The sequence below is a fragment of the Sphingomonas sp. BL-S-28 genome, assembly GCF_055521515.1.
In genome coordinates this window covers 55,186-76,604 of the sequence record NZ_CM145484.1, presented here as the reverse complement: position 1 = coordinate 76,604, position 21,419 = coordinate 55,186, and the positions used below count along the sequence as shown (strand labels likewise).

General features: G+C 66.4%; 17 protein-coding genes. 9 read left to right on the top strand and 8 right to left on the bottom strand.

What is annotated here, in order from left to right; translation table 11 throughout:
• Positions 1 to 41 precede the first annotated feature (41 nt).
• Together ACZ1JC_RS09070 and ACZ1JC_RS09065 are read left to right on the top strand one after the other, a co-directional pair.
• Entirely contained in the window at positions 42 to 476 is a 435-nt protein-coding gene (locus ACZ1JC_RS09070) for a glycine zipper 2TM domain-containing protein (protein WP_465137173.1), read from the top strand.
• A 309-nt stretch (positions 477 to 785) separates the two neighbouring features.
• Positions 786 to 1,478: a hypothetical protein gene (locus tag ACZ1JC_RS09065; RefSeq protein ID WP_465137174.1), complete on the top strand. Its 693-nt coding sequence runs from the start codon at positions 786 to 788 to the stop codon at positions 1,476 to 1,478.
• Between the two features lie 3 nt (positions 1,479 to 1,481).
• Here ACZ1JC_RS09065 and ACZ1JC_RS09060 read toward each other — a convergent pair whose 3' ends face one another.
• Complete coding sequence (locus ACZ1JC_RS09060) at positions 1,482 to 2,891, bottom strand: succinylglutamate-semialdehyde dehydrogenase (protein ID WP_465148417.1); 1,410 nt, start codon at positions 2,889 to 2,891, stop codon at positions 1,482 to 1,484.
• A gap of 150 nt (positions 2,892 to 3,041) precedes the next feature.
• Positions 3,042 to 4,448, bottom strand: coding sequence for a protein adenylyltransferase SelO family protein (locus tag ACZ1JC_RS09055; RefSeq protein ID WP_465137175.1), 1,407 nt, complete (start codon positions 4,446 to 4,448; stop codon positions 3,042 to 3,044).
• A 65-nt stretch (positions 4,449 to 4,513) separates the two neighbouring features.
• Between ACZ1JC_RS09055 and ACZ1JC_RS09050 the strand changes: the two genes are divergently transcribed.
• The 5 genes from ACZ1JC_RS09050 (at position 4,514) to ACZ1JC_RS09030 (ending at position 10,372) form a co-directional block, all read left to right on the top strand.
• The gene (locus ACZ1JC_RS09050) at positions 4,514 to 5,380 is read left to right on the top strand and encodes an alpha/beta fold hydrolase (protein WP_465137176.1); all 867 of its coding nucleotides are present in this window, start codon (positions 4,514 to 4,516) and stop codon (positions 5,378 to 5,380) included.
• 11 nt (positions 5,381 to 5,391) lie between these two features.
• On the top strand, positions 5,392 to 6,555 hold the full coding sequence (locus ACZ1JC_RS09045; RefSeq protein ID WP_465137177.1) for a glycosyltransferase: 1,164 nt from the start codon (positions 5,392 to 5,394) through the stop codon (positions 6,553 to 6,555).
• A 163-nt stretch (positions 6,556 to 6,718) separates the two neighbouring features.
• Positions 6,719 to 7,540 (top strand): tetratricopeptide repeat protein, encoded by an 822-nt coding sequence (locus tag ACZ1JC_RS09040; protein WP_465137178.1) that lies wholly within the window; start codon positions 6,719 to 6,721, stop codon positions 7,538 to 7,540.
• 17 nt (positions 7,541 to 7,557) lie between these two features.
• A complete protein-coding gene (locus ACZ1JC_RS09035) occupies positions 7,558 to 8,925 on the top strand; it encodes an outer membrane protein assembly factor BamB family protein (protein ID WP_465138642.1) in 1,368 nt (455 codons plus the stop codon).
• Between the two features lie 106 nt (positions 8,926 to 9,031).
• On the top strand, positions 9,032 to 10,372 hold the full coding sequence (locus ACZ1JC_RS09030; RefSeq protein WP_465137179.1) for a methyltransferase family protein: 1,341 nt from the start codon (positions 9,032 to 9,034) through the stop codon (positions 10,370 to 10,372).
• 751 nt (positions 10,373 to 11,123) lie between these two features.
• On the opposite strand, the gene ACZ1JC_RS09025 is transcribed toward ACZ1JC_RS09030, so the two are convergent.
• The 3 genes from ACZ1JC_RS09025 to ACZ1JC_RS09015 form a co-directional block, all read right to left on the bottom strand.
• Positions 11,124 to 12,497: a glutamate--cysteine ligase gene (locus tag ACZ1JC_RS09025; RefSeq protein ID WP_465137180.1), complete on the bottom strand. Its 1,374-nt coding sequence runs from the start codon at positions 12,495 to 12,497 to the stop codon at positions 11,124 to 11,126.
• Positions 12,498 to 12,774: 277 nt separating this feature from the next.
• Positions 12,775 to 13,518, bottom strand: a complete 744-nt coding sequence (locus tag ACZ1JC_RS09020) for a 16S rRNA (uracil(1498)-N(3))-methyltransferase (protein ID WP_465137181.1) — start codon at positions 13,516 to 13,518, stop codon at positions 12,775 to 12,777.
• Between the two features lie 27 nt (positions 13,519 to 13,545).
• Positions 13,546 to 14,952 (bottom strand): M20/M25/M40 family metallo-hydrolase, encoded by a 1,407-nt coding sequence (locus tag ACZ1JC_RS09015; RefSeq protein WP_465137182.1) that lies wholly within the window; start codon positions 14,950 to 14,952, stop codon positions 13,546 to 13,548.
• Between the two features lie 106 nt (positions 14,953 to 15,058).
• Between ACZ1JC_RS09015 and ubiA the strand changes: the two genes are divergently transcribed.
• Positions 15,059 to 16,009 (top strand): 4-hydroxybenzoate octaprenyltransferase, encoded by a 951-nt coding sequence (ubiA, locus tag ACZ1JC_RS09010; RefSeq protein ID WP_465138643.1) that lies wholly within the window; start codon positions 15,059 to 15,061, stop codon positions 16,007 to 16,009.
• A gap of 14 nt (positions 16,010 to 16,023) precedes the next feature.
• On the opposite strand, the gene ACZ1JC_RS09005 is transcribed toward ubiA, so the two are convergent.
• Positions 16,024 to 16,395, bottom strand: a complete 372-nt coding sequence (locus ACZ1JC_RS09005) for a VOC family protein (protein ID WP_465137183.1) — start codon at positions 16,393 to 16,395, stop codon at positions 16,024 to 16,026.
• Between the two features lie 102 nt (positions 16,396 to 16,497).
• Between ACZ1JC_RS09005 and soxR the strand changes: the two genes are divergently transcribed.
• Positions 16,498 to 16,938, top strand: a complete 441-nt coding sequence (gene soxR / locus ACZ1JC_RS09000; protein ID WP_132390452.1) for a redox-sensitive transcriptional activator SoxR — start codon at positions 16,498 to 16,500, stop codon at positions 16,936 to 16,938.
• Positions 16,939 to 17,102: 164 nt separating this feature from the next.
• On the opposite strand, the gene smc is transcribed toward soxR, so the two are convergent.
• Both smc and ACZ1JC_RS08990 read right to left on the bottom strand, forming a co-directional pair.
• On the bottom strand, positions 17,103 to 20,540 hold the full coding sequence (smc, locus tag ACZ1JC_RS08995; protein ID WP_465137184.1) for a chromosome segregation protein SMC: 3,438 nt from the start codon (positions 20,538 to 20,540) through the stop codon (positions 17,103 to 17,105).
• Between the two features lie 32 nt (positions 20,541 to 20,572).
• On the bottom strand, positions 20,573 to 21,343 hold the full coding sequence (locus ACZ1JC_RS08990) for a thioredoxin domain-containing protein (protein ID WP_465137185.1): 771 nt from the start codon (positions 21,341 to 21,343) through the stop codon (positions 20,573 to 20,575).
• Between the last annotated feature and the right edge of the window lie 76 nt (positions 21,344 to 21,419).

Here is a 21,419-nt window from a genome sequence, read left to right as displayed (position 1 = left end):
CGGGTTGCGACTGCCCTCCGCCAGACTGAAGGAGAATGACAATGCGTGCACTGACCAAGGCCACCGCCCTTGCCGCTGCCGCCGTCGCCACCGTCTCGCTGGCGGGTGCGATGCCGGCCAATGCGGCTCCGACCTTCCATGCGGCCAGCGAATTCGTGGCGCCGGGGCAGGAGACCAATGCCCATAGCCGCCAGCGCTATTCCCGGGACGATTACCGTCGCGGCTATGGCTATCGCGGCGGCTATCGCGGCGAGCCGGTCTATCGCGACACCCGCGTGTGGCGCGGCGACAATGGCCGCTATTACTGCCGCCGACAGAACGGCACCACTGGCCTGCTGATCGGCGGCGCGGCGGGCGCCCTGCTGGGCCGTGAGGTTGACCAGCGCGGCGATCGCACGCTGGGCACCGTGCTCGGCGCGGTAGGCGGCGCGCTGTTGGGCCGCGAGATCGATCGCGGCGGTTCGTCCTGCCGGTAATTACGGCGCAACATCACCCCCTTTCCCCGCGCTGACGGCGAAGCGCGGGGAAGTCCGCCTGACCCCCTGGGGAGTGGGTGGAGAGGGCGTCCGCGGCAACCCCGCGGGCGCCCTCGACACGTTGGCAACACGTTTCCGCCGCGCCTTAAGCATTGGCGCGCAACTATTCCCGCTTTGGCACAAGCGCCTGATCGGAGGCTTCTCACCCTTGTCTTTCGGGGCATCCGGGGAGAAGGCTTGCCCGATAGTCGTTGAAAATCAGCAGTGCGGGCCGCGATTCTCCCGCCGCCGGGGCCGGAAAGGGACGTCATGAACAAAGCCACCGCAAGCGCCATGGGCATCGCTCTCGCTGCAACCGTGGCCCTCGCCGGGTGCTCGAAGGCGGGCAAGACCGAAGCCGACAAGACCCAGGCCGCGCTGGGGGACGAGATCGTCGTCGATCCCACCATGACGGCCGAAAGTGGCGCGGCCGGCGCCGAGAAGGGCATTGCTCTTTCTCCCGACAGCCGTTCGCCGCAGGCTATCGAGGCCACGCGCAAGGCAGCGGCCGATCTGGCCGGCGGGCTGCGCGAACTGCCGGCACCGGTAAAGGGCAGCGCATCGCAGCTGTCCGAAATCGCCGCTGCCGCCGCGCAGGCCACGCCCGCTGCCAAGGCGGCGAAGACCGATTGCACCACCAAGGTCCAGTACAGCCGTGATTGGGCGCAGAAGCTGCCTACCGAACTGCCGCTCTATCCCCGCGCCGCAGTGCAGGAAGCGGCGGGCACCGACAGTGACGGTTGCGCGCTGCGCGTGGTCAGCTTCGGCACCCCGGTCGCCCAGCAGGACGTAATCGGCTTCTACCGCGCGATGGCGCTGAAGGCGGGTTACTCGGCCGATTACCGTCTCGACGGCAGCGATCAGGTGGTGGGCGGCAAGAAGGGCGGGCAGGCCTATGTGGTCTTCGCGCGCAAGCAGGCCAACGGCGTGACCGAAGTGGACCTGATCACCAGCGGCCACTGATCCTTATTTGAGGCCGATCCCGATCATCGCGCGCGGCTGCTCCATCTCGCCCGAGGCGACCGGATAGGCGCAGTAATCGGCGGCATAATAGCCGCTCGGTCGGTGGTTGCCGGAAAGGCCGATACCGCCCATCGGCGCCGAATGGCTGGGGCCGGTGGTGGTGCGGTTCCAGTTGATGATCCCGGCGCGCACATGCGCCCAGAAGCGGTTGTAGTCCTGCGGGCTGCCGCCGATCAGCGATGCCGCCAGACCGAAACGCGTGTTGTTGGCCTCTGCAATCGCCTCGTCGAAATCGTCGACGCGGACCACTTGCAGGATCGGGCCGAACAGTTCGACGTCGGGCCGGTCTTTCAGCGCGGTGGTGTCGATGATCGCCGGGCTCAGAAACGGCAGGTCGTCATGCTGGCGGACAAGGTGCTTGATCGCCTTGCCGCCGTTGCTGAGCAGATAGAGGAAGCTTTCGGAAAGCCCGTCGGCCGCGGCATTGTCGATCACCGGGCCCATGAATGGCGCGGGTTCGTCGAACGGGGCGCCGACGATGATGCGATCGGCCAGCGCCTTGATCTCTGCCATCATCGCATCGTGGATCGATGCCTTGACGATCAGCCTGCGCGCTGCCGTGCAGCGCTGCCCGGCGCTGGCGAAGGCGGATTGCACCACCAGCGCGGCGGCGTCCGTCACCTTGGGCGTATCCCAGAGCACGATCGGATTGTTGCCGCCCATCTCCAGCGCAACGACCTTGTCCGGGCGGGTGGCGAGGCGGCGGTTGATCGAGATGCCGGTGTTGGCGGAGCCGGTGAACAGCACCCCGTCCACGCCCTCATGCGCCACGAACTCCTGCCCTTCCAGCGGGCCGCCGATGGCAAGCTGGACGACCCCGGCGGAAATCCCGGCGCGGTGGAAGCAGCGGGCAAGCAGTTCGCCGGTGGCGGGGGCCTTCTCGCTCGGCTTGAAGATCACCACGTTGCCCGCGATCAGCGCGGGCACGATGTGGGCGTTGGGCAAGTGCGCGGGGAAATTGTACGGCCCCAGCACCACCATCACGCCATGCGGCTTGTGGCGCACGGCCATGCTGCCCTGCAAGGCGCTGTCCAGCTTTCGCTGGCTGGTCCGCTCCGCATAGGCGCGGATCGAGACTTCGACCTTGGCGACCACCGATTCGACTTCGGCGCGGGCTTCCCATAGGGGCTTGCCCACTTCGCGGGCGATCAGGTCCGCCAGCGCCTCGGCTTCCTTGCGCACTTCGTTGGCGAAGCGGCGGACCAGCTCCATGCGTGTGGACAGCGGCTGCGCGGCCCAGGCCGGCCAGGCACGGCGGGCGCGGTCAACCACGTCGTTCACGTCGCAAGGCATGCCGCGCCAGATCTCCGCGCCCGTTGCCGGTTCGCAGGAAACGATCTGTTCAGCGCTCACGGTATCGACGGGTCCTCGTTTGTGGTTGCCCGGAAGGGCGGGAAGCGGGGCCTTGGTTGCGGTTGTGGCTGCACCGTGCATGACGGGGTCTGTCCGTTGCGGGTAGATCAAAGCGAGACAGAGCTATGCACGCTTATCCCTAATGAGAGCCTAACGAATGTGCCCCGCCGGCACCGGCGCCGGGCCCAGTTGGCGGCCCAATTCGCGGATCGCGGCAACCTTTTCGTGAAGCGGGGTCCAATCGTCATTCTCGTCGATGGCGGACCAGATGCGCTCCACCTCGTCGATCAGAACCCCCGGCGGTGCCGGTTCGTGCCAGATAGATGCATCCGTATCGGAGCCTGGGCGGCGGGCCTTCAGCAGCTCTCCAAAGGCATCGTCACCCGCATTGCGACCGGCGCGATGGCGGAAATAGAACGTCTCCGGCGCCTCGCCGCTGGCGACCATGGCCTTCTCCGCCGCCTGGATCAGCGCAAGGTCGGCCGCGTCGTCCTGCTGCTCGACGCCGAGCCGCCAGCAGGAACGGCGATACATCGCCTGCTGGTAGAGCGGCGCAAAGCGGTCGAGCGCGGCCACCAGAGGCTCGGTTTCGGCCAGCAGGCGCAGCGCCACGGCCAGTTGCCCGCAGTCCCACAGCACCGCCTCGGGCTGGCGGCCGAAGGCATAGAGGCCGGCATGGTCGAAATAGGCGGCGGTAAAGCCGGGTTCCCAGCTCGGCAGCCAGCGCCAGGGGCCGTAATCGAAACTCTCGCCCGAGACGTTGATATTGTCGCTGTTGAGCACGCCGTGAACGAAGCCGGCGACCATCCAGCTGGCCGCGGTATCGGCCATCCGCTCCACCACCTGATGCAGCAGGATCACCGCCGGCTCATCGCGGCCGGGCACATCCTCCGGCGGCAGCGGGCCGGGGAAAGTGGCAAGGCAATAGTCGACCAGCGCCGCCATGTGCTCCGCATCGTCCATCGCCAACAGGCGCTGAAAGCTGCCTATCCGCACATGGCCGTGACTGAGACGCACCAAGGCCGCCGAACGCGTGGGCGAAGGCTCGTCCCCCCGCCACAGCGATTCTCCCGTCTCCACCACCGAGAATGTCTTGCTGGTGTTGACCCCCAGAGCCTCCAGCATTTCGGTGGCGAGAATCTCGCGCACCGCGCCTTTCAGCGTCAGCCGGCCGTCACCGTCGCGGCTGTAGGGCGTCTGGCCCGAACCCTTGGTGCCAAGGTCCAGCACCCGGCCTTCGCCGTCCAGCATCTGCGCGAACAGGAAGCCGCGCCCATCGCCGATATTGGGGTTGTACACGCGGAACTGGTGGCCGTGGTAGCGCAGCGCCAGCGGCCGGGGCAGGTTGCCCGGCAGCGGTTCGAAACGTCCGAAATGGGCGATCCATTGCGCATCGTCCAGGTCGTCCAGACCGACCGCGCGGGCCCACCTGTCATTGCGGAAACGCAGGATATGTTTGGGGAATTGGGCCGCATCCACCGGGCTCGCGATCCAGTCGGAAATAGCCTCGATACGGGGGGCAGGGCGGTAGGCACTTGCTTGCGGTTCGCTTCGCATCGGGCGATAGTGGCGATGGATGGCCCGTCGATCAAGGTGGGTGCAGGAGGTCGCAGGCTTCACAGATGACGGGTTTTGAAGATCGGTTCTGGTCGAGCCGCGATGGATTGAAGCTGCATTTCCGCGATTATGCCGGGCCCGAAGGCGTTCAGGACGGTCCTCCGGTGATCTGTCTTCCGGGGCTGACGCGCAATGCCCGCGATTTCGAGCGGCTGGCCCCCCGCCTTGCCCAGCAGCGCCGGGTGATCTGCCCGGACATGCGCGGCCGGGGCGACAGCGAATATGCGCGCGATGCCGCCAGCTACAATCCAGTGCAATATGGCGAGGATCTGATGGCCCTGCTGGAGCAGGAGGGGATCGACCGCTTCGCCGCCATCGGCACTTCGCTGGGCGGGCTGATGATCATGGGCCTGGCCACGATGATTCCGGATCGTCTGGCCGCCGCCGTGATCAACGACGTGGGCCCCTATCTTGAACCCGTGGGGATGGAGCGGATCAAGGATTACGTCGGTCAGGGCCGCAGCTTCCCCACTTGGGTCCATGCCGCGCGCGGGATCGAGGATACGCAGGGCGATGCCTATCCCGGCCACACGCTGGATTTCTGGATCGGCATGGCCAAGCGGCTGATGACGCTTTCCGGCAATGGCCGCATGGTGTTCGATTACGACATGAAGATCGCCCAGCCGCTGGACGCCTATGACGTCGACACTCAGCCCGATCTCTGGCCGGCCTGGGAAGCGCTGGCGGACCTGCCCGTGCTGGTGCTGCGCGGCGAACTGTCGGACTTGCTCTCGGCGCCGACGCTGGAAAAGATGCTGCGCCGCGTGCCCAGTGCCGAAGCGCTGACGGTGGCCGATGTCGGCCATGCGCCGACGCTGGATGAGCCCGAAGCGATCACCGCGATCGAGGCGGTGCTGGCGCGGGCAAGCTGACCCATCGAGCCATGCGCATCCTGCACCTTCATTCCAGCTTCGCCGCGGGCGGCAAGGAACTGCGCGCGGTGCGGCTGATGAACGTCTTCGGGCGGGGCATCGGGCATGACGTGGTTTCCGCCCAGCCCGGTGCGCTGGGGGCGGCGGTGGTGCTCGATCCCGCGCTGGACGTGGGCTTTCCGGACGACTTTCCCAGCCTGCAGGGCCGCCCGACGCCGGCGCGGCTATGGCGTATCGCGCAGGCCATGCAGGGCTACGACCTTGTGCTCACCTACAACTGGGGGGCGATGGACGCGGTGCTGGCGCATCGCCTCTATGCCGGACTGCTGCAATTGCCGCCTCTGGTCCACCATGAGGACGGCTTCAACGAGGATGAGGCCCATGGCCTGAAGCCATCGCGCAACCTGTTCCGCCGCATGGCGCTGGCGGGGGCGGCAGCGCTGGTCGTGCCGAGCCGCCGGCTTGAGGCGATCGCGCGGCAGGCATGGCATCAGCCGCCCGAACGCCTGCGCTTCATTCCCAACGGCATCGATTGCGGCGCCTTCATCGACAAGCCCCGGCCCGATGTGCTGCCGGGCGTCGTCAAGCAGGAGGGGGACCGCTGGGTGGGCACGCTGGCGGGGCTGCGCCCGGTCAAGGACCTGCCCCGGCTGGTGCGCGCCTTTGCCGGCCTGCCGGAGCCGTGGAAGCTGGTGATCCTGGGCGAGGGCCCCGAACGCGGCGCCATCATGGCCGAGGCGGAGCGTCTGGGCGTGGGCCACCGCGTGCATCTGCCGGGCTTCGTCGCCGATCCCTCGCGCGCGGTCGGCCTGTTCGATCTGTTCGCGCTCTCTTCGAAGAGCGAGCAGTTCCCGATCTCGGTGGTGGAGGCGATGGCGGCGGGGCTGCCGGTGGCCGCGCCGGCCGTGGGCGACGTTGCCGACATGGTCGCGGGGGAGAATGCGCCCTTCATCGTCCCGGCGGAGGACGATGCCGCGCCGGTCGACGCTCTGGCCGAAGCTCTGGTCGACACTCTGGCTACCGCGCTGGCCACGCTGGCCGATGCGCCCGCGCTTCGTGCCCGCGTCGGCGCGGCCAATCGTGCGAAGGCGCAGGCCGAATACGACGAGGCAGCAATGATTTCCGCCTATCGCACGGTCTACGGGCAAGCAGTGGGAGCGGAGGAACTGACCTGACGGTGCCTCGTTAGTGTTACGCCCCAGCGTATTATTCTGGGGCAAAGCACCGTTCAGCCGGGCTTCACCCCTTGCGGTCCACGCCAGATCATCGTTGAAAAGCCGCCACCATTCGCTAAACAGCCCGGCAACCATTCAGACATCCGCAGAAAGCGCCCGCAAATTGGCCCTGCCTCCTTCCGATAGTTCGACCTCCAATACCGTGTCTGCCCAGCGACTCGCCGCGCAGCAGGATGTATTCCTGCGCGAAGTCGACGATGCGCTGCGTCACGATCAGGTTGAAGGCTTCTTCAAGCGCTTTGGTCTGCCGCTGCTGGCGGTGGTTTTGCTGGGCCTTGCCGCGTTCGGCGGCTTCCTGTTCTGGCAGCACCGACAGGAAGAGGCGCGCGCCGCCAATTCCGAGGCGTTCACCCAGGCGATCGACGCGCTGAAGGCGCAGAATTTCGACAGCGCCAAGGAAAAGCTGAACGCGATTGCCGACAGCGGTTCGGACGGCAGCGCCACGTCGGCCAGGCTGCTGCTGGCGGGCATTGCCCTGCAGCAGAACAAGCTCGCCGATGCGCTGAAGCTTTACGATGCCGTCGCCAACGACGCCAAGGCGCCGCAGCCGATGCGCGATCTGGCGATGATCCGCGGCACGGCCGCCAACTTCGAGGCGATGAAGCCCGAAGACGTGGTGGCCAAGCTGAAGCCCTATGCCGCGCCCGGCAACCCGTGGTTCGGCCCTGCCGGCGAACTGGTGGGTATGGCCTACCTCAAGATGAACAAGACCGATCAGGCCGGTCCGCTCTTCGCCGCCATCGCGAAGGACGAAACGGTCGAAGACGGTCTGCGCAGCCGCGCGCGCCAGCTGGCCGCCGCGCTGGGCGTCGATGCCGTTGACGATATCGTCGACGAGCGCGGCGAACCGCTGGGCATGGGCCAGAACGGCCAGCCGAGCGCACTGCCGGCGGCTCCCGCCGCTGCCGCGCCTGCCGGAGAATGACGATGTCGATTGAAAACATGCGCATGACCGCTGCCGATTCGAAACCGCGTGCTGCGCGGGGCCGGCAGGTTCGCGTTGCCTCGCTGATCGCGCTGGCGCTGGTGGCGGGCCTTTCCGGCTGCAAGTCCGGCAGCAAGGGCCCGAAGACGCCGACCGTGGGCGAACGCGTGCCGATCCTTTCGCGCATCGAAGCCGGCGCCAAGGTCGACCCCGCGCTGGAAGCCGTGTCGGTGATCCTGCCGCCCGCCACTGCCAATGCCGAATGGGCACAGGGCGGCGGCAATGCCGGCAAGTCCTATGGCCACCTGGCGCTGGCGGAAAACCCGCAGCGCGTCTGGACCGCGCAGATCGCCGGTTCCACCACGCGCCAGCGTCTGGCCGCCTCGCCGGTGATCGGCGACGGCAAGCTCTTCGTGATGGACACCGACGGCGTGGTGCACGCCTTCGATGCCGAGAAGGGCAGCCAACTCTGGACCAAGAATTTCGCGGTTTCGGGTGACAATACCAAGGCCATCTTCGGCGGCGGCGTCAGCTTCGATTCGGGCAAGCTCTACGTCACCACCGGCCTTGGCGAAGTGGCCGTGCTCAACGCCAACGACGGCACCCAGGTCTGGACCAAGAAGCCCGGCGGCCCGCTGCGCGGATCGCCCACGGTCAGCTTCAACGCCGTCTATGTGATGACGCAGGACAACCAGATCATCGCGCTCAACGCGGCCGATGGCGAAGTCCTGTGGAACGAATCGGCCTCGCTCACCCAGTCGGGCGTGTTCGGCGTGGCGACGCCGGCGGCCGGGCAGGGCACCGTGATCGCGGGCTATGCCTCGGGCGAGCTGGTTGCCTACCGTTACGAGAACGGCCGCCAGCTGTGGTCTGACGCGCTGGCCCGCACTTCGATCTCCACCGAAGTGGGCAGCATCACCGACCTTGATGCCGACCCGATCATCGATCGTGGCCGCGTCTATGCGCTGGGCCAGGGCGGCCGCATGGCAGCCTACGAACTGGTCACCGGCCAGCGTATCTGGGAACTCAACCTTGCCGGCATCTCGACCCCGGCGATCGTGGGCGACTGGATCTTCACGCTGGACGATCATGCCGAAGTGCTGGCCATTGCCCGCACCAGCGGCAAAGTGCGCTGGCTGACCCAGCTTACGCGCTACCAGAACGCGAAGAAGCGCAAGGGACCGATCTTCTGGGTGGGCCCGGTGCTGGCCGGCAACAAGCTGTGGATCGGCAATTCGCGCGGCGAAATCGGCACGATCGATCCGGGTACCGGCGCCTATACCAAGTTCCAGGAGCTGAAGGATCCGATCTCGCTGGCACCGGTGGTCGCCAACCAGACGCTCTATATCCTCGACGATTCGGGCCAGATCAGCGCCTTCCGCTGATCGCGCGGACAGCGAGTGAAAAGGACAATGGGCCGCCGGTATCTTCCACGATGCCGGCGGCCTTTCCTTTGCGGCCGTTTAACCATTTGCCGCTAGGCCTCCTGCGATGACCGGCAGCCCTTCCAGACCAGCAAGCGACGTTTCGGCAGGCGTGGGCCTGACCGGGCTGGCGGCGCTGCTCGGCTGGCTGCTGGTGTGCCGCAATTGGGCTGCGATTGCCGATACTTTCGCGCTGCCGGGCCCCCACGCGCCGATGAGCGGGCCTTACGCCGCCGTCGCCACGCTGTTCCTCACGGGCCTTGCCATGAGCCTTTACGCGCTGCTGGTGGACAAAGTGCATCGGCGGCCGTCGACCGGCATCGACTGGACCCGCGCGCGGCCCTTTGCCGAAACGCTGGACATTTCCATCACCAAGCTGGCCGGGCTCTGGGCCACATGGGCGCTGATCGCGGGCTACTACTGCATCGGTCGCTGGTATTGGGACGGGCAGTACCTCTTCGCGATGGAAGTGATCGGCGCGGCAGCCGTGCCGCTGCTGGTGCTCTCGATCCCCTACGTGTTCTGGCTGGACCGCCATCTGGTCGAGCCGCGCGATGCCGCTTGGCACTTCGGCGCCATGCTGATCGGGCGCGAGGCTTGGGAGATCGATCAGGTGAAGCGCCATGGTCGGGCCTGGGCGATCAAGGCCTTCTTCGGCGCCTTCATGATCTCCATCCTGCCGGGCGGGTTCGCGCAGATCGTCAACGCCGATTTCGGCAGCTTGATCCACGATCCCGTCCGACTGGGCCTGACGCTGATCGCGCTGCTGTTCCTGATCGACGTGCAGATCGGCACGGTCGGCTACATCTTCACCTTCCGCCCGCTCGACGCGCATATCCGCAGCGGCAATCCCTTGCTGGCGGGCTGGGTGGCAGCGCTGATGTGCTATCCGCCCTTCGTCTGGGGCACGATGGGCCGTGCGGACGTGCTGGGCTACGAAGTGAACACGCCGGGCTGGGCCTACTGGCTGCAGGGCCACACGGCCCTCCTGTGGCTCTGGGCGGCACTGCTGGTCACGCTGACGGCGATCTATGCCTGGGCAACTTTCGCCTTCGGCCTGCGATTCTCCAACCTCACCTATCGCGGCGTGCTGACGAACGGCCCTTACCGCTTCACGCGGCACCCGGCCTATCTGTCGAAGAACCTGTTCTGGTGGTGCTCGACGCTGCCGTTCCTCGTTTCCAACCACGCGCTGACCGATATGGAGCGCAACACCGTGCTGCTGGGCGTGGTGAGCGCGATCTACTACTGGCGCGCGCGGACCGAGGAAGCGCATCTGCTGGCGGAGGACGCCAAGTACCGCGCCTATCACGCATGGATGGCGGAGAACGCGCTGATCACGCGAACGCTGACGAAGCTGGGCGAAAGGCTGCGGCCGGGCGCGCGGGAGCCGCAGGCGGCGGAATAAGTATGAAAGAGAGCTGATCTCCTTCTGTTGGGAGATCTTTGATGCGGGCAATTGCGGTTTTTAAATCGTTCTTCCAGAGCGAAGTCGGAAGGAAATCGTTTTGGCATTGAGCAAAATTGCTTGGACGCGAAAGGGTGTAATTGTCATTGTCATATGTGTGATTGCAGTTTCATATCTAATATTGACTGCAATAGCGTTTTATGGCCGCGTATATATATGCCCTTCTCCGCTCCACCGTGTTTCTGAGGGCGAAATTTTGCGTAATGTCGCCGAGTACGTGCGTTCACGATCCGATTTTCCGGACGAAATTCGCGATATCGACCCAAAAAATTGCTGTGAAGTTGTTAACGAGCGGAGTTCGCCGGAAGATGCCGTACGTTTCAAAACTGTATTATTGAACAAATGGGTCGACATTGTTCGAGTAACATACGGCAATGATCCGAAAAAACAGCTCTACTTTCGGATAAATCAGTGTGGCCGTGTTGTTGCAGGCGACCAATAATGAGCGTTTTCTAAATAGCGAGAATTTCGCAGAGTCTTGGGGGATGATCCCCCAGACCCTCAAAGCGTCTTCGTCGTGCCTTGCCTATCCGTCCTGCGCTCCTTGCTGCGCGGCCAGTAAGTCTTCCGACGCAGCCATGGGCGTGTAACCGATAGGGCTGGGCGCTACGGGGACGGTATTGGGGGTGCAGGGGGGCGACGTTTATCCCGAGCTTCGCCGAGGGGCTCCCCTGCTTTTCCCTTCAAACCTTCAGAAGCTCTTGAGCGCGTAGATCTTCGAAAGATCGCCGCCCCACTCGCCGTTGTAGAGGTCGAGCAGGCGCTGCGCCGGGACTTTGCCGGATGCGACGATTTCGGCCAGCGGTTCCAGATAGCCGGTCTCGTTGTCGCCGCCCGCATTGAGGCGCGCGCGCGCAGCCAGACCCGAGCGCGAGATATTGAGCACTTCGCCGGCAATGTCGCGTAGCGTACCACCGCCCGGAAGCGGGGCGTCGAGCGCCAGCTTGGGCACGGAATTGCGCAGTTCCTCGCGGCCTTCCATGTCCCAGTCCTTGACCAGATCCCATGCGGCGTCGAGCGCGGTCTGGTCGTAGAGCAGGCCCACCCAGAATGCGGGCAGGGCGCAGATGCGGCCCCACGGACCGCCGTCGGCGCCGCGCATTTCGAGGAAGGACTTCAGGCGCACTTCGGGGAAGGCGGTGGAAAGGTGGTCCTGCCAGTCCGACAGACGCGGCTTTTCGCCGGGGAGCACCGAAAGCTCACCCTTCAGGAAGTCGCGGAAGGACAGGCCGGCGGCATCGATATACTTGCCGTCGCGGAACACGAAATACATCGGCACGTCGAGCATGTAGTCGACATAGCGCTCGTAGCCGAAGCCGTCCTCGAACACGAAGGGCAGCATGCCGGTGCGTGCGGGATCGGTGTCCGACCAGATGTGGCTGCGGTACGAGAGGTAGCCGTTGGGCTTGCCCTCGGTGAAGGGCGAGTTCGCGAACAGCGCCGTGGCCAGCGGTTGCAGCGCCAGCGAGGTGCGGAACTTCTTCACCATGTCCGCCTCGCTCGAATAGTCGAGGTTGACCTGGATGGTGCAGGTCCGCAGCATCATGTCGAGGCCCATCGTGCCCACGCGCGGCATGTGCCGCAGCATGATCTCGTAACGGCCCTTGGGCATGATCGGCAGTTCGGCGCGGGTCTTGTCCGGCCACATGCCAAGGCCGAGGTAGGCCTTGCCGATGTGATCGCCGATGGTCTTCACTTGCGCGAGGTGGCGGCCGGTTTCGGCGCAAGTCTGGTGCAGGTTTTCCAGCGGCGCGCCGGAAAGTTCCAGCTGGCCCGCCGGTTCCAGACTGACGTTGCCGTCAAGGCCCTTCAGGGCGATGACGTTGTCGCCCTCGATAATCGGCTCCCACCCAAACTGGGTCAGCGCGTTCAGCAGATCGCGGATGCCGCCTTGCTCGTCATAGGACGGGGCATGGTGGTCGGTGGTGTCGTAGACGAATTTCTCGTGCTCGGTGCCTATGCGCCACGCTTCGCGCGGCTTTTCGCCCGCAGCCATCGGCGCGGCGAGTTGATCCAGGCTTTCGATCACCGGATCTTCGCGATCCGAAACCTCACGGGTGCTCATGGGCGCGGAGGTAGAGTGCCTTCGGGCCGGACGCTAGAACTTTTTGTACCGCTCGGTTTCTTTTGTTCGAGAGGCAAGGTTTTCGGGCGTTTTTAGCGTGATCCGAGCGGTTGATGCTTCCGGCCTAACGGTGGGGACTTGAGCAATTCACTCCGTCGCCCCGGCGAAGGCGGGGGCCCCGCTGTCTTCGCGCTACGCCTCAAGAACAAGCGGGATCCCCGCTTTCGCGGGGATGACGAGGTATGGTGTTGAGGGAGGAGTGAACGGAGGCGAGCCCTCACCAATCCCCCGAAACCGCCATCCACAGCGCGGTTGCGCCAATACTCGCCGTCTCTCCGCGCAGGATACGCGGCCCCAGCGTGATCGCGCGTGCCATCGGATGCGCGCGGATCAGCGCGCGTTCCTCTTCGTCGAAGCCGCCCTCCGGCCCCACCAGCAGTGCCGCCGGGCCCGAATGCGCGGCGAACTGCGCAGCGGCAGGCTCCCCGCCGGTCTCGTCCGCGAAGAACAGCGCGCGACCTTCGGGCCAATCGCGCAGCAGAGCTTCCAGTTTCACCGGATCGGCCACTTGCGGCAGTGCGGTGCGGGCGCATTGCTCGGCCGCTTCGGTGACGATGGTGGCCGCACGCTCGGCATTGAGCTTGTCGGCAACGCAGCGGCGAGTGATCATCGGCTGGATTTTCGCCACGCCCAGCTCGGTGGCCTTTTCCAGCACCAGATCGAAGTTCGGCTTCTTGAGCAGCGCGGCGCAGAGCCAGAAGTCCGGCACCGCCTCCCGCTCGCGCAGGCGCTGGCGTAGTTCCAACACGACGTCGCGCTTGCCGGCCGAGGTCACTTCGCCGGCCCATTCGCCGGTCTCGTCGTCGCAGAGGATCACGGCGTCGCCGGGGGCGACGCGCATGACTTTGGCAAGATAGTGCGCCTGCCCGCCGTCGATCGTGACGGACTGCCCTTGCGCAAGCGGCCCGGTCACGAAAAGGCGCGGCGCCGAACGTGGCGGCCAGGCGGGGGTGGCACCCATCTTGTACTCAGCTCCTATTTGGCCAGCTTACTTGGATAATGACTTGAGCAGCGATTCCCACTGCTTCACGCCCGGATCAAGCGTGGCGAGCGGCAGGCGCTCGTTCAAACCGTGGGAAAAGCTATCTTCGGCACGCATGAAGCTGGCAGAAACGCCGAAAGCGGGAATGCCCTTGGCACGGAAATGCATCGAATCGGTGGCGCCCGCGCTCATGCCCGGCACGATCGCGAGGCCCGGCGCGCGTTTGTGAACGGCCTTTTCGACCGCCGCCAGCACGTCGGGCCGCAGCGGCGATTCGATGGATTCCAGCGTGCCGTTGTCCTTGAAGGCGATCTTGATCGCCGGGTTGCCGACCACTTCGGCCAGCGTTGCCTGCACTGATGCCCGCGTTGTGCCGGGGAAGATGCGGCAGTTCACATTGGCTTCCACCGATTGCGGCAGGGCGTTCGGGGCATGGCCGCCCTTGATCATCGTCGGCACGCAGGTCGTGCGGATCACGCCGACATATTCACGCTTGGCGGAAAGCGTCGCGGCGGCAGCGGCATCGTTCGGATTGGCGGCGAAAGCGCGCATCGCGGGTGCCACGTCGGCGGGCGCGACTTTGGCCGATCCTTCGAGATAAGCCTTGGTCAGTGGGCTGAGCTGCACGGGGAACTTGTGGGTCCAGACCTTGTCGGCCGCCTCGCCCATCGCCGCGATCGGGTTGGTCGCGCCGGGGCGGCTGGAATGGCCGCCGGGATCGGTGAGCGACAGCGTGTAGTCCGCATATGTCTTCTCGCCCGCCTGGATCGAGTAGACGAAGGGCTTGCCGCCGGTGTCCAGTTCGCCGCCGCCGGAATCGCCGTTGAGCACCAGCGCGGCATTGGAGAGGGCTTCGGCCATGGCCCTGGTGGTGGCCATCTGCGTTTCCTCGTCGCCCGAGAAGCCGATGACGATGTCGCGCGCGGGCACCCAGCCGGCGCGCTTCAGTTCCATCACGGCGGCCACGATCATCGACAGGTCGCCCTTGTTGTCCCGCGCGCCGCGGCCGAAGACGTAACCGTTCTCGATCACCGCCTTGAAAGGATCGCGCTCCCAGTCGGACGGTTTGGCCTCCACCACGTCCATATGGGCGATGACGACCAGCGGCTTGGCCTTGCGGTCGCGGCCCGGATAGCGTGCGGTGAGGTATCCGGTTTCGCCCAGCGGCGTGAAAGTCACGTCCCCATCGGCAAAGCCCGCCGCGACAAGGCGCGCCTTCAGGCTGGCGGCCAGCTTGGGCACTTGCCCGCGCCCGGCGACGGTGGGCGTCTCGATCGCTTCCTTCAGGATATCGAGCGCTTCCTTGCCGGCCGGCGTAACCGGCGCGCCATCGGCGGCGAGCGCCGGCGCGGCAGCCAGAATCAGTGCACTGGCGGAAAGCACGGCGGAGAAAGCGACCCTCGATTTTCTCATTTTCGTTTGGTTCCCCTGAATGTGATGCGGAAGCGACGAGGCGCCTTTGTTGCGCGATCACACGCCGGAAGCAACGCCGCGCCATGGGCAATTGTCACGTTCTTACATGACAGCGCGGGGCGTTTGCATTACCCCGGCCGCCGTGAGCGACTCTCTACTCGTCCCTGATACCGAACATCGCGGCCTCGTTTCCGCCCTTCCGCCATTGCCGCGCGCCTTTGCGATGCTGGCGCGGTTCGATCGCCCGATCGGCTGGTGGCTGCTGTTCTGGCCTTGTGCCTGGGGCGTGCTGCTGGCGGGCGGAGAGGCACGCTGGGGCCTGATCCTGTGGCTGCTGGCGGGCTCCATCGCGATGCGCGGCGCGGGCTGCGTCTATAACGACATCGTCGACGCCGATCTGGACCGCAAGGTGGCGCGCACGGCCCAGCGGCCGATCGCCAGTGGTATGGTCAGCCCCAAGGCGGCGTGGATCTGGCTGTTGGCGCTCTGCCTCGTCGGGCTGGTGGTGCTGTTCCAGCTTCGCCCCATGGCACAACTGGTCGCACTAGGCAGCGTCGCTCTGGTGGCGGCCTATCCCTTCATGAAGCGGATCACCTGGTGGCCGCAGGCGTGGCTGGGCATGGTGTTCACCTGGGGCGCGCTGGTCGGCTGGGTGGAGATCCGCAGCGATCATCTGGAAGTGCTGGCGGCGCTTTATCTGGGCTCGATCGCCTGGTGCATCGGCTACGACACGATCTACGCCATTCAGGACCGCGAGGATGACGCGCTGGTCGGCATCCGCTCCTCGGCCTTGCGCATGGGCACCCATGTGCGCGGCGGCGTGGCCGGGTTCTACGCGATAGCCGTGGCGTTCTGGGCGCTGGCGTTCTGGATGCTGCGCCACGACTGGGTGGCGATGGTCGGGCTGGTGCCGGTGGCGCTGCATCTGGCGTTTCAGGTCATCACGCTGGATACCAAGGACGGCGATAATGCTTTGGCCCGCTTTCGCTCCAACCGCGATCTTGGCCTGGTGATGGCGCTGGCCTGTTGGGTCGTCGGAAACGCCGGGATCATCTGACCCCGGCGCCGATTTCAGTTGTAACTCACCAGTTCGAACTCGATCCCGTCCCAATCGAAGAAGTAGAACCGGCGACCCGGCTCGTAATCCCCGTGGTTGAACGGCACGAGCCCCGCCGCGACCACGCGGCGTTCGGCCTCATCCAGATCGTCCACCACCAGCCCGATATGGTTGAGCGGCGTGCCCTTTGCGAAACGCTCGTGTTCTTTCCGGTCGGTGTAGACCGCGATGTAGCTGAAATCCCCGCCGACATGGATCGTCTCGCCGCCATTGATCGCGGGACCGCGCCAGCGTTCGTGCCAGCCGAGCAAGTCCTGCAACAACGCGGAGGAACGGTCGATATCGCTGACGGTGATGTTGGCATGTTCGAGGCGGCCCTGGGCCATCGGAATGTCTCCTGCTTTTCCCACCGGTCGAATCGCCGGCTTGGCCTTCATGCAACCTCAAGTTAACTTGAGGTCAAACGGAAAAAGCGGCAGAAGAGGCGGATGGTCGAAGATCGCTTCATTTCCATCGGCTATCTGGCCCGGCGGACCGGCGTCGCGGTGTCGGCCATCCGGTTCTATGAGGAGAAGGGCCTGCTCACCGCGCTGCGGTCGAGCGGCAACCAGCGGCGCTTCCTGCGCTCCGACATTCGCCGGGTCAGCTTCGTGCTGATCGCGCAGAAACTCGGCCTTGGCCTTGCCGAGATCGAGCGCGAACTCTCGTCGCTGCCACAAGGTCGCACGCCGACGATGGAGGACTGGGAGCGCATCAGCCTGTCGATGCGCGAGGCGATCGACACCAAGATCGCGCTGTTGGAACTGACCCGCCGCAAGCTGGACGAATGCATCGGCTGCGGCTGCCTCAGCCTCGCCAAGTGCCGTCTTTACAACCGCGATGACGAGGCAGGCGCGCTGGGCCCGGGGCCGAGATTTGTGCTGAAGTAAGCCGGTTTAACGGAGCGACACAACAATCACTCCGTCACCCCCCGCGAAGGCGGGGGCCCCGCTTCCTTCTCTCCCCGCTGCAAGAACAAGCGGGATCCCCGCCTTTGCGGGGATGACGAGGTTTGGGAAGTCAGGGCTTATCCCTGATCGCTCGCCGAATATCGCTATTCCGCCGCCAGCAGTTCCTCGGCGCCGACAAGGTCCACGCTGACGAGGCGGGAGACGCCCTTCTCGACCATGGTCACGCCGAACAGGCGATGCATGCGGCTCATCGTCACCGCATTGTGGGTGACGACGAGGTAGCGCGTGTCGGTTTCCTTGGTCATCGCTTCCAAGAGGTCGCAGAAGCGTTCGATATTGGCGTCGTCCAATGGCGCATCGACTTCGTCGAGCACGCAGATCGGCGCGGGGTTGGTGAGGAACAGGCCGAAGATCAGCGCCACGGCGGTCAGCGCCTGTTCGCCGCCCGACAGCAGCGTCAGCGACTGGAGCCGCTTGCCCGGCGGCTGGGCGAAGATTTCGAGGCCGGCCTCCAGCGGATCGTCCGAATCGACCAGTGCCAGATGGGCCTGACCGCCCTGGAACAGCCGGGTGAACAGACGGCGGAAGTGGCCGTCGACCGCCTCGAACGCGGCGCGCAGGCGTTCGCGGCCCTCACGGTTGAGGTTGCCGATGGAGCCGCGCAACCGGCTGACCGCTTCGGTCAGTTCGGCCTTTTCGGTGACGCTGACGCCAAGGCGCTCCTCCGCCTCGGCCAGTTCGTCGGCGGCGAGCAGGTTGACCGGGCCGATCCGCTCCCGCTCGGCAACGAGACGGTCCATGCCGGAGCCTTCGTTTTCGGCATGGCCGACATCGGCGGGGGCGAAGTCGAAGCGCTCGGCCAGCACTGGCGGCGGGCACTGGAAACGTTCGCCCGAAACGCGCGTAGTCTCCACGCGGCGGGCGTCCTCGTTCTCGGCACGGGCAGCGGCACCGGCGCGGTATTCGCGGGCGGAGGCCAGCGTTTCCTGCGCGGCGGAGAGCGCCGTATCGGCCTTGCGCGCGGTTTCGGTGAGGGTGGCGACGGCGGCGTCCGCCTTCGCCAGTTCCTCGGCCAAGCGGTTGCGGATCGCCTCGCCCTGTTCGATCTGGTTCATCAGCGAGGCGGGCTTGGCGGTGATCACCGCGCGTTCGCTCTCGATCTCCTCCAGCCGTCCGCCCATCTGGGCGAGGCGGTTGGCAGCGTCGCCGGCGCGGGCCTGCCAGCTCTTCATGTCGCCCGCCTGCGAAGCGGTACGCTCGCGCGCGACGGCAAGGCCTTGATCGTGCGCGGCCAAGGCGGCGATGGCAGACTGGTGCGCGGTGCGGGCGGTGTCGTTCTTCAGCTTGGCAGAATCGAGTGCGGCGCGGCCGGTTTCCGGGTGAGGCAGGGCGGCGCGCTTGGCCTCGGCAGTGGCAACATCCTGTTCGGCCGCCTTGCGCTGGTCTGCCAGCTCTTCCTCGGCACGGGCGATTTCGGCGCGGCGGGCGGCGTGGCGCTGGCGGGCGTCCTCGGCCTGATCGACGCTGCGTAGAGCGGTGCGCTCGGTCGTGGCGGCATCGGCGATGGCCCGTTCGGCGGCGACTACGGCAGTGGAGAGCGCGGCAAGCTGCTGCTGCACTTCGGTCTGCCGCGCCTCGGCGGAGGAAACCGCCGCGCGCAGCGGCGGCAATTGGGCATCGAGCTGCGCGAAGCGGTTCTCTGCCTCCAGTCGCGCCGCTTCGGCAGCGCCTTCGCCGCGCGCGATGAAGCCATCCCAGCGGCGCAGCACGCCGCTGCGTGTGACCAGCCACTCGCCGGGCCCCAACACGCGCGCATCGTCTTCGTCGGCGACATGCACCAGCGCAAGGCGAGCGGTAAGTTCCGGTGGGCAGAGGGTAACATGCGCGGCAAGGCTGTCCTTGACCGCAGCGGGGGCCTCGGCACCGGTCCAGAACCTGCCATCGGCCTTCGCGACTTCACCCAGCGGCGCGCGGGCATCGCGGCCCAGCACGGCGGCCAGCGCGCGTTCGTAACCGGGCGCGACTTTCACCGCGTCGATGGCGACGGGCAGGCCATGCGCGGCCTTGGCACCCTTGGCGCGGGCCTCGCGATCCTTGAGCAGCGCTGCATGTTCGCGCTCGATCCCGGTAAGATCGGCGCGGGCGGCGGCCAGAGCGGAGGCGGCGGTGTCACGCTCCGCCTGAAGCTCGCCCTTGCGCGCCTGCTGCGCCTCCAGCCCTTCGCGGGCGGCAACCAATGCCGCACTGGCAGCTTCGGCCCGCGAACGCGCCTCGGCCACGGCAGCATCAAGGTCACCAGCTTGCGCCAGAGCCTCGACTTGCGCGGCCAGCCGGGCCGCTTCGGCCGCAAGCCGGTCCGACCGTGCGCGGGCCTGCGCCAGTTCGGCTTCGGCGATCCGCCATTCGGCCTCGACCCCGGCCTGTGCGGCGGTGGCCTGCGCCAGATCGAGTTCGGCGGCGCGGGAGGCGCGCTCCGCCCCTTCCAGCGCATTGGCAAGGCGGGGGCGGGCAGCCTCGTCCTCTTCCAGCTTGCGCTTGCCTTCGGCCAGTTCCTTTTCCAGCCGCTCCAGCGCCTCGGCAGCGTCGCGCGTCAGCCGGTCGGCATCGCCGCGATCTTCCTCCAGCCGGAGCTTCTGGCGGTCGAGGTCTTTCAGGCGCTGCTCGGCGGCTTCCAACTGACTGGTCAGCGTCGCCATGCGGTGGCTCTGCGCGCTGGCATCGTCGCGCCGGTCGGCCAATTCGTCACGGGCGAGAATCAGCGCTTCGGCTGCCGCCGCCTGTCGCTTCTGCGCTTCGGCGGCGAGGTCCTGCGCGGCGGTCACTCGCAGTTCGGCGGCCTGCGCTTCCTTGCGCGCCGCTTCGGCAGCAGCAGCGGCATCGCGCCAGCGGGCGAAGACCACGCGCGCTTCGGCAAGGCGGATCTGGTCGGTCAGCCCCTTGTAGCGCTCCGCCGCTTTGGCCTGACGGCGCAGCGCGAGGACCTGCTTGTCCAGCCCCGCCATCAGGTCTTCCAGCCGGGCCAGATTGGCCTCGGTGGCGCGCAGCTTGGTTTCGGCGTCCTTGCGGCGGACGTGGAGGCCGGCGATGCCCGCCGCCTCTTCCAGCATGGCGCGGCGTTCGGCGGGCTTGGCGGCGATGACGGCGGCGATGCGGCCCTGCGAGACGAGCGCCGGGCTATGCGCGCCGGTGGCGGCATCGGCGAAGATCAGCGCCACGTCCTTGGCGCGCACGTCGCGGCCGTTGACGCGGTACGCGCTGCCGGCGCCGCGCTCGATCCGGCGAACGACTTCCAGTTCCTCCCGCATGCCGGTCGCATCGGCGGCGGTTTCGGCGTGGAGCACCACTTCGGCAAAGGCGCGGGGCGGGCGGCTGGCGGTGCCCGCGAAGATCACGTCTTCCATCCCGCCGCCGCGCATCGACTTGGCCGAGCTTTCGCCCATGACCCAGCGGATCGCTTCGAGAAGGTTGGACTTGCCGCAGCCGTTGGGGCCGACGACGCCCGTCAGCCCCGGTTCGATGCGCAGTTCGGCAGGCTCTACGAAGCTCTTGAATCCACTGAGCTTGAGCCGCTTGATGCGCATCGATTCAGGTCAGATGAAGGACCGGCGGCGCATCAGCGCGCGCCGGCTTCCTGCAGCTTCGCTTCCAGTTCCTTGAACTCCATCGAACCGACGTTGTTGCCGTTGATGAGGAAGGTGGGCGTGCCGGTGATGTTGAAATCCTTGGTCGCCGTTTCGGTCTGGTCGGCCAGGGCCTTGGCGCGCGCGGTGTCGCGCAGGCAGGCGCTGGCCTGATCGCGCGAGATGCCACGAGAGGCGAAGAATTCGGTCATGCCGCTGACTTCGGCAATGGCGGGAAGCTGCTGTTCCTTGGGCATGCTCTGGATCGCTTCCAGGCGCGACTTGTCGGCCGCCTGCAGCTTTTCGAACATGTTGGGCTGCCAGGCCCAGAACTGCTCGGCCAGCGGCAGGGCTGCCTCGGTCGTGCTGCATGTGGCCAGCAGGGTGGCCGGGAAGTCATAGGCGTTGAGCATGAAGAAACGGATTTCGTAGCTCACGCGGCCGCTGTTGACGTAGGTATCGCGCAGCGTGCCAAAGCCGTCGGTGGCGAACTTGGCGCAGTGCGAGCACGACAGCGCGCCATATTCCACCAGCTTGATCGGCGCTTCGGGATTGCCGATGCGGAAGCCGCCTTCGGGAGTCTTCTCGACGACGTCCGACCAGGTCTTGCCGGCTGGGGCGGGAACCTTGGCCAGTGCCTCGCTGGAAACGGGGGCGGACGTCGAACCGTCGGTCGCCGCCTTCTTGCCGCAGGCGACAAGGCCCAGCGCGAGCGGGGCGATGGCGAGGCCGAGAACGATCTTGCGAAAAGCGGGACGGGTCATCGATGCGAATCCTCGAATGGAAGTGCGAAAGTTAGCGTAACGGCTTTGGCGTTCAAAGCGCGTGGAAGGCCCGGAA

Bases quoted from the DNA above. Each gene is read 5' to 3' on its own strand.
- ACZ1JC_RS09025 (WP_465137180.1), bottom strand. From the start codon at position 12,497: ATGAGCACCCGTGAGGTTTCGGATCGCGAAGATCCGGTGATCGAAAGC.
- smc (WP_465137184.1), bottom strand. From the start codon at position 20,540: ATGCGCATCAAGCGGCTCAAGCTCAGTGGATTCAAGAGCTTCGTAGAG.
- ACZ1JC_RS09005 (WP_465137183.1), bottom strand. From the start codon at position 16,395: ATGGCCCAGGGCCGCCTCGAACATGCCAACATCACCGTCAGCGATATC.
- ACZ1JC_RS09070 (WP_465137173.1), top strand. From the start codon at position 42: ATGCGTGCACTGACCAAGGCCACCGCCCTTGCCGCTGCCGCCGTCGCC.
- ubiA (WP_465138643.1), top strand. From the start codon at position 15,059: ATGACAGCGCGGGGCGTTTGCATTACCCCGGCCGCCGTGAGCGACTCT.
- ACZ1JC_RS09015 (WP_465137182.1), bottom strand. From the start codon at position 14,952: ATGAGAAAATCGAGGGTCGCTTTCTCCGCCGTGCTTTCCGCCAGTGCA.
- ACZ1JC_RS09050 (WP_465137176.1), top strand. From the start codon at position 4,514: ATGACGGGTTTTGAAGATCGGTTCTGGTCGAGCCGCGATGGATTGAAG.
- ACZ1JC_RS09045 (WP_465137177.1), top strand. From the start codon at position 5,392: ATGCGCATCCTGCACCTTCATTCCAGCTTCGCCGCGGGCGGCAAGGAA.
- ACZ1JC_RS09020 (WP_465137181.1), bottom strand. From the start codon at position 13,518: ATGGGTGCCACCCCCGCCTGGCCGCCACGTTCGGCGCCGCGCCTTTTC.
- ACZ1JC_RS09055 (WP_465137175.1), bottom strand. From the start codon at position 4,448: ATGCGAAGCGAACCGCAAGCAAGTGCCTACCGCCCTGCCCCCCGTATC.
- ACZ1JC_RS08990 (WP_465137185.1), bottom strand. From the start codon at position 21,343: ATGACCCGTCCCGCTTTTCGCAAGATCGTTCTCGGCCTCGCCATCGCC.
- ACZ1JC_RS09030 (WP_465137179.1), top strand. From the start codon at position 9,032: ATGACCGGCAGCCCTTCCAGACCAGCAAGCGACGTTTCGGCAGGCGTG.
- ACZ1JC_RS09065 (WP_465137174.1), top strand. From the start codon at position 786: ATGAACAAAGCCACCGCAAGCGCCATGGGCATCGCTCTCGCTGCAACC.
- soxR (WP_132390452.1), top strand. From the start codon at position 16,498: ATGGTCGAAGATCGCTTCATTTCCATCGGCTATCTGGCCCGGCGGACC.
- ACZ1JC_RS09035 (WP_465138642.1), top strand. From the start codon at position 7,558: ATGCGCATGACCGCTGCCGATTCGAAACCGCGTGCTGCGCGGGGCCGG.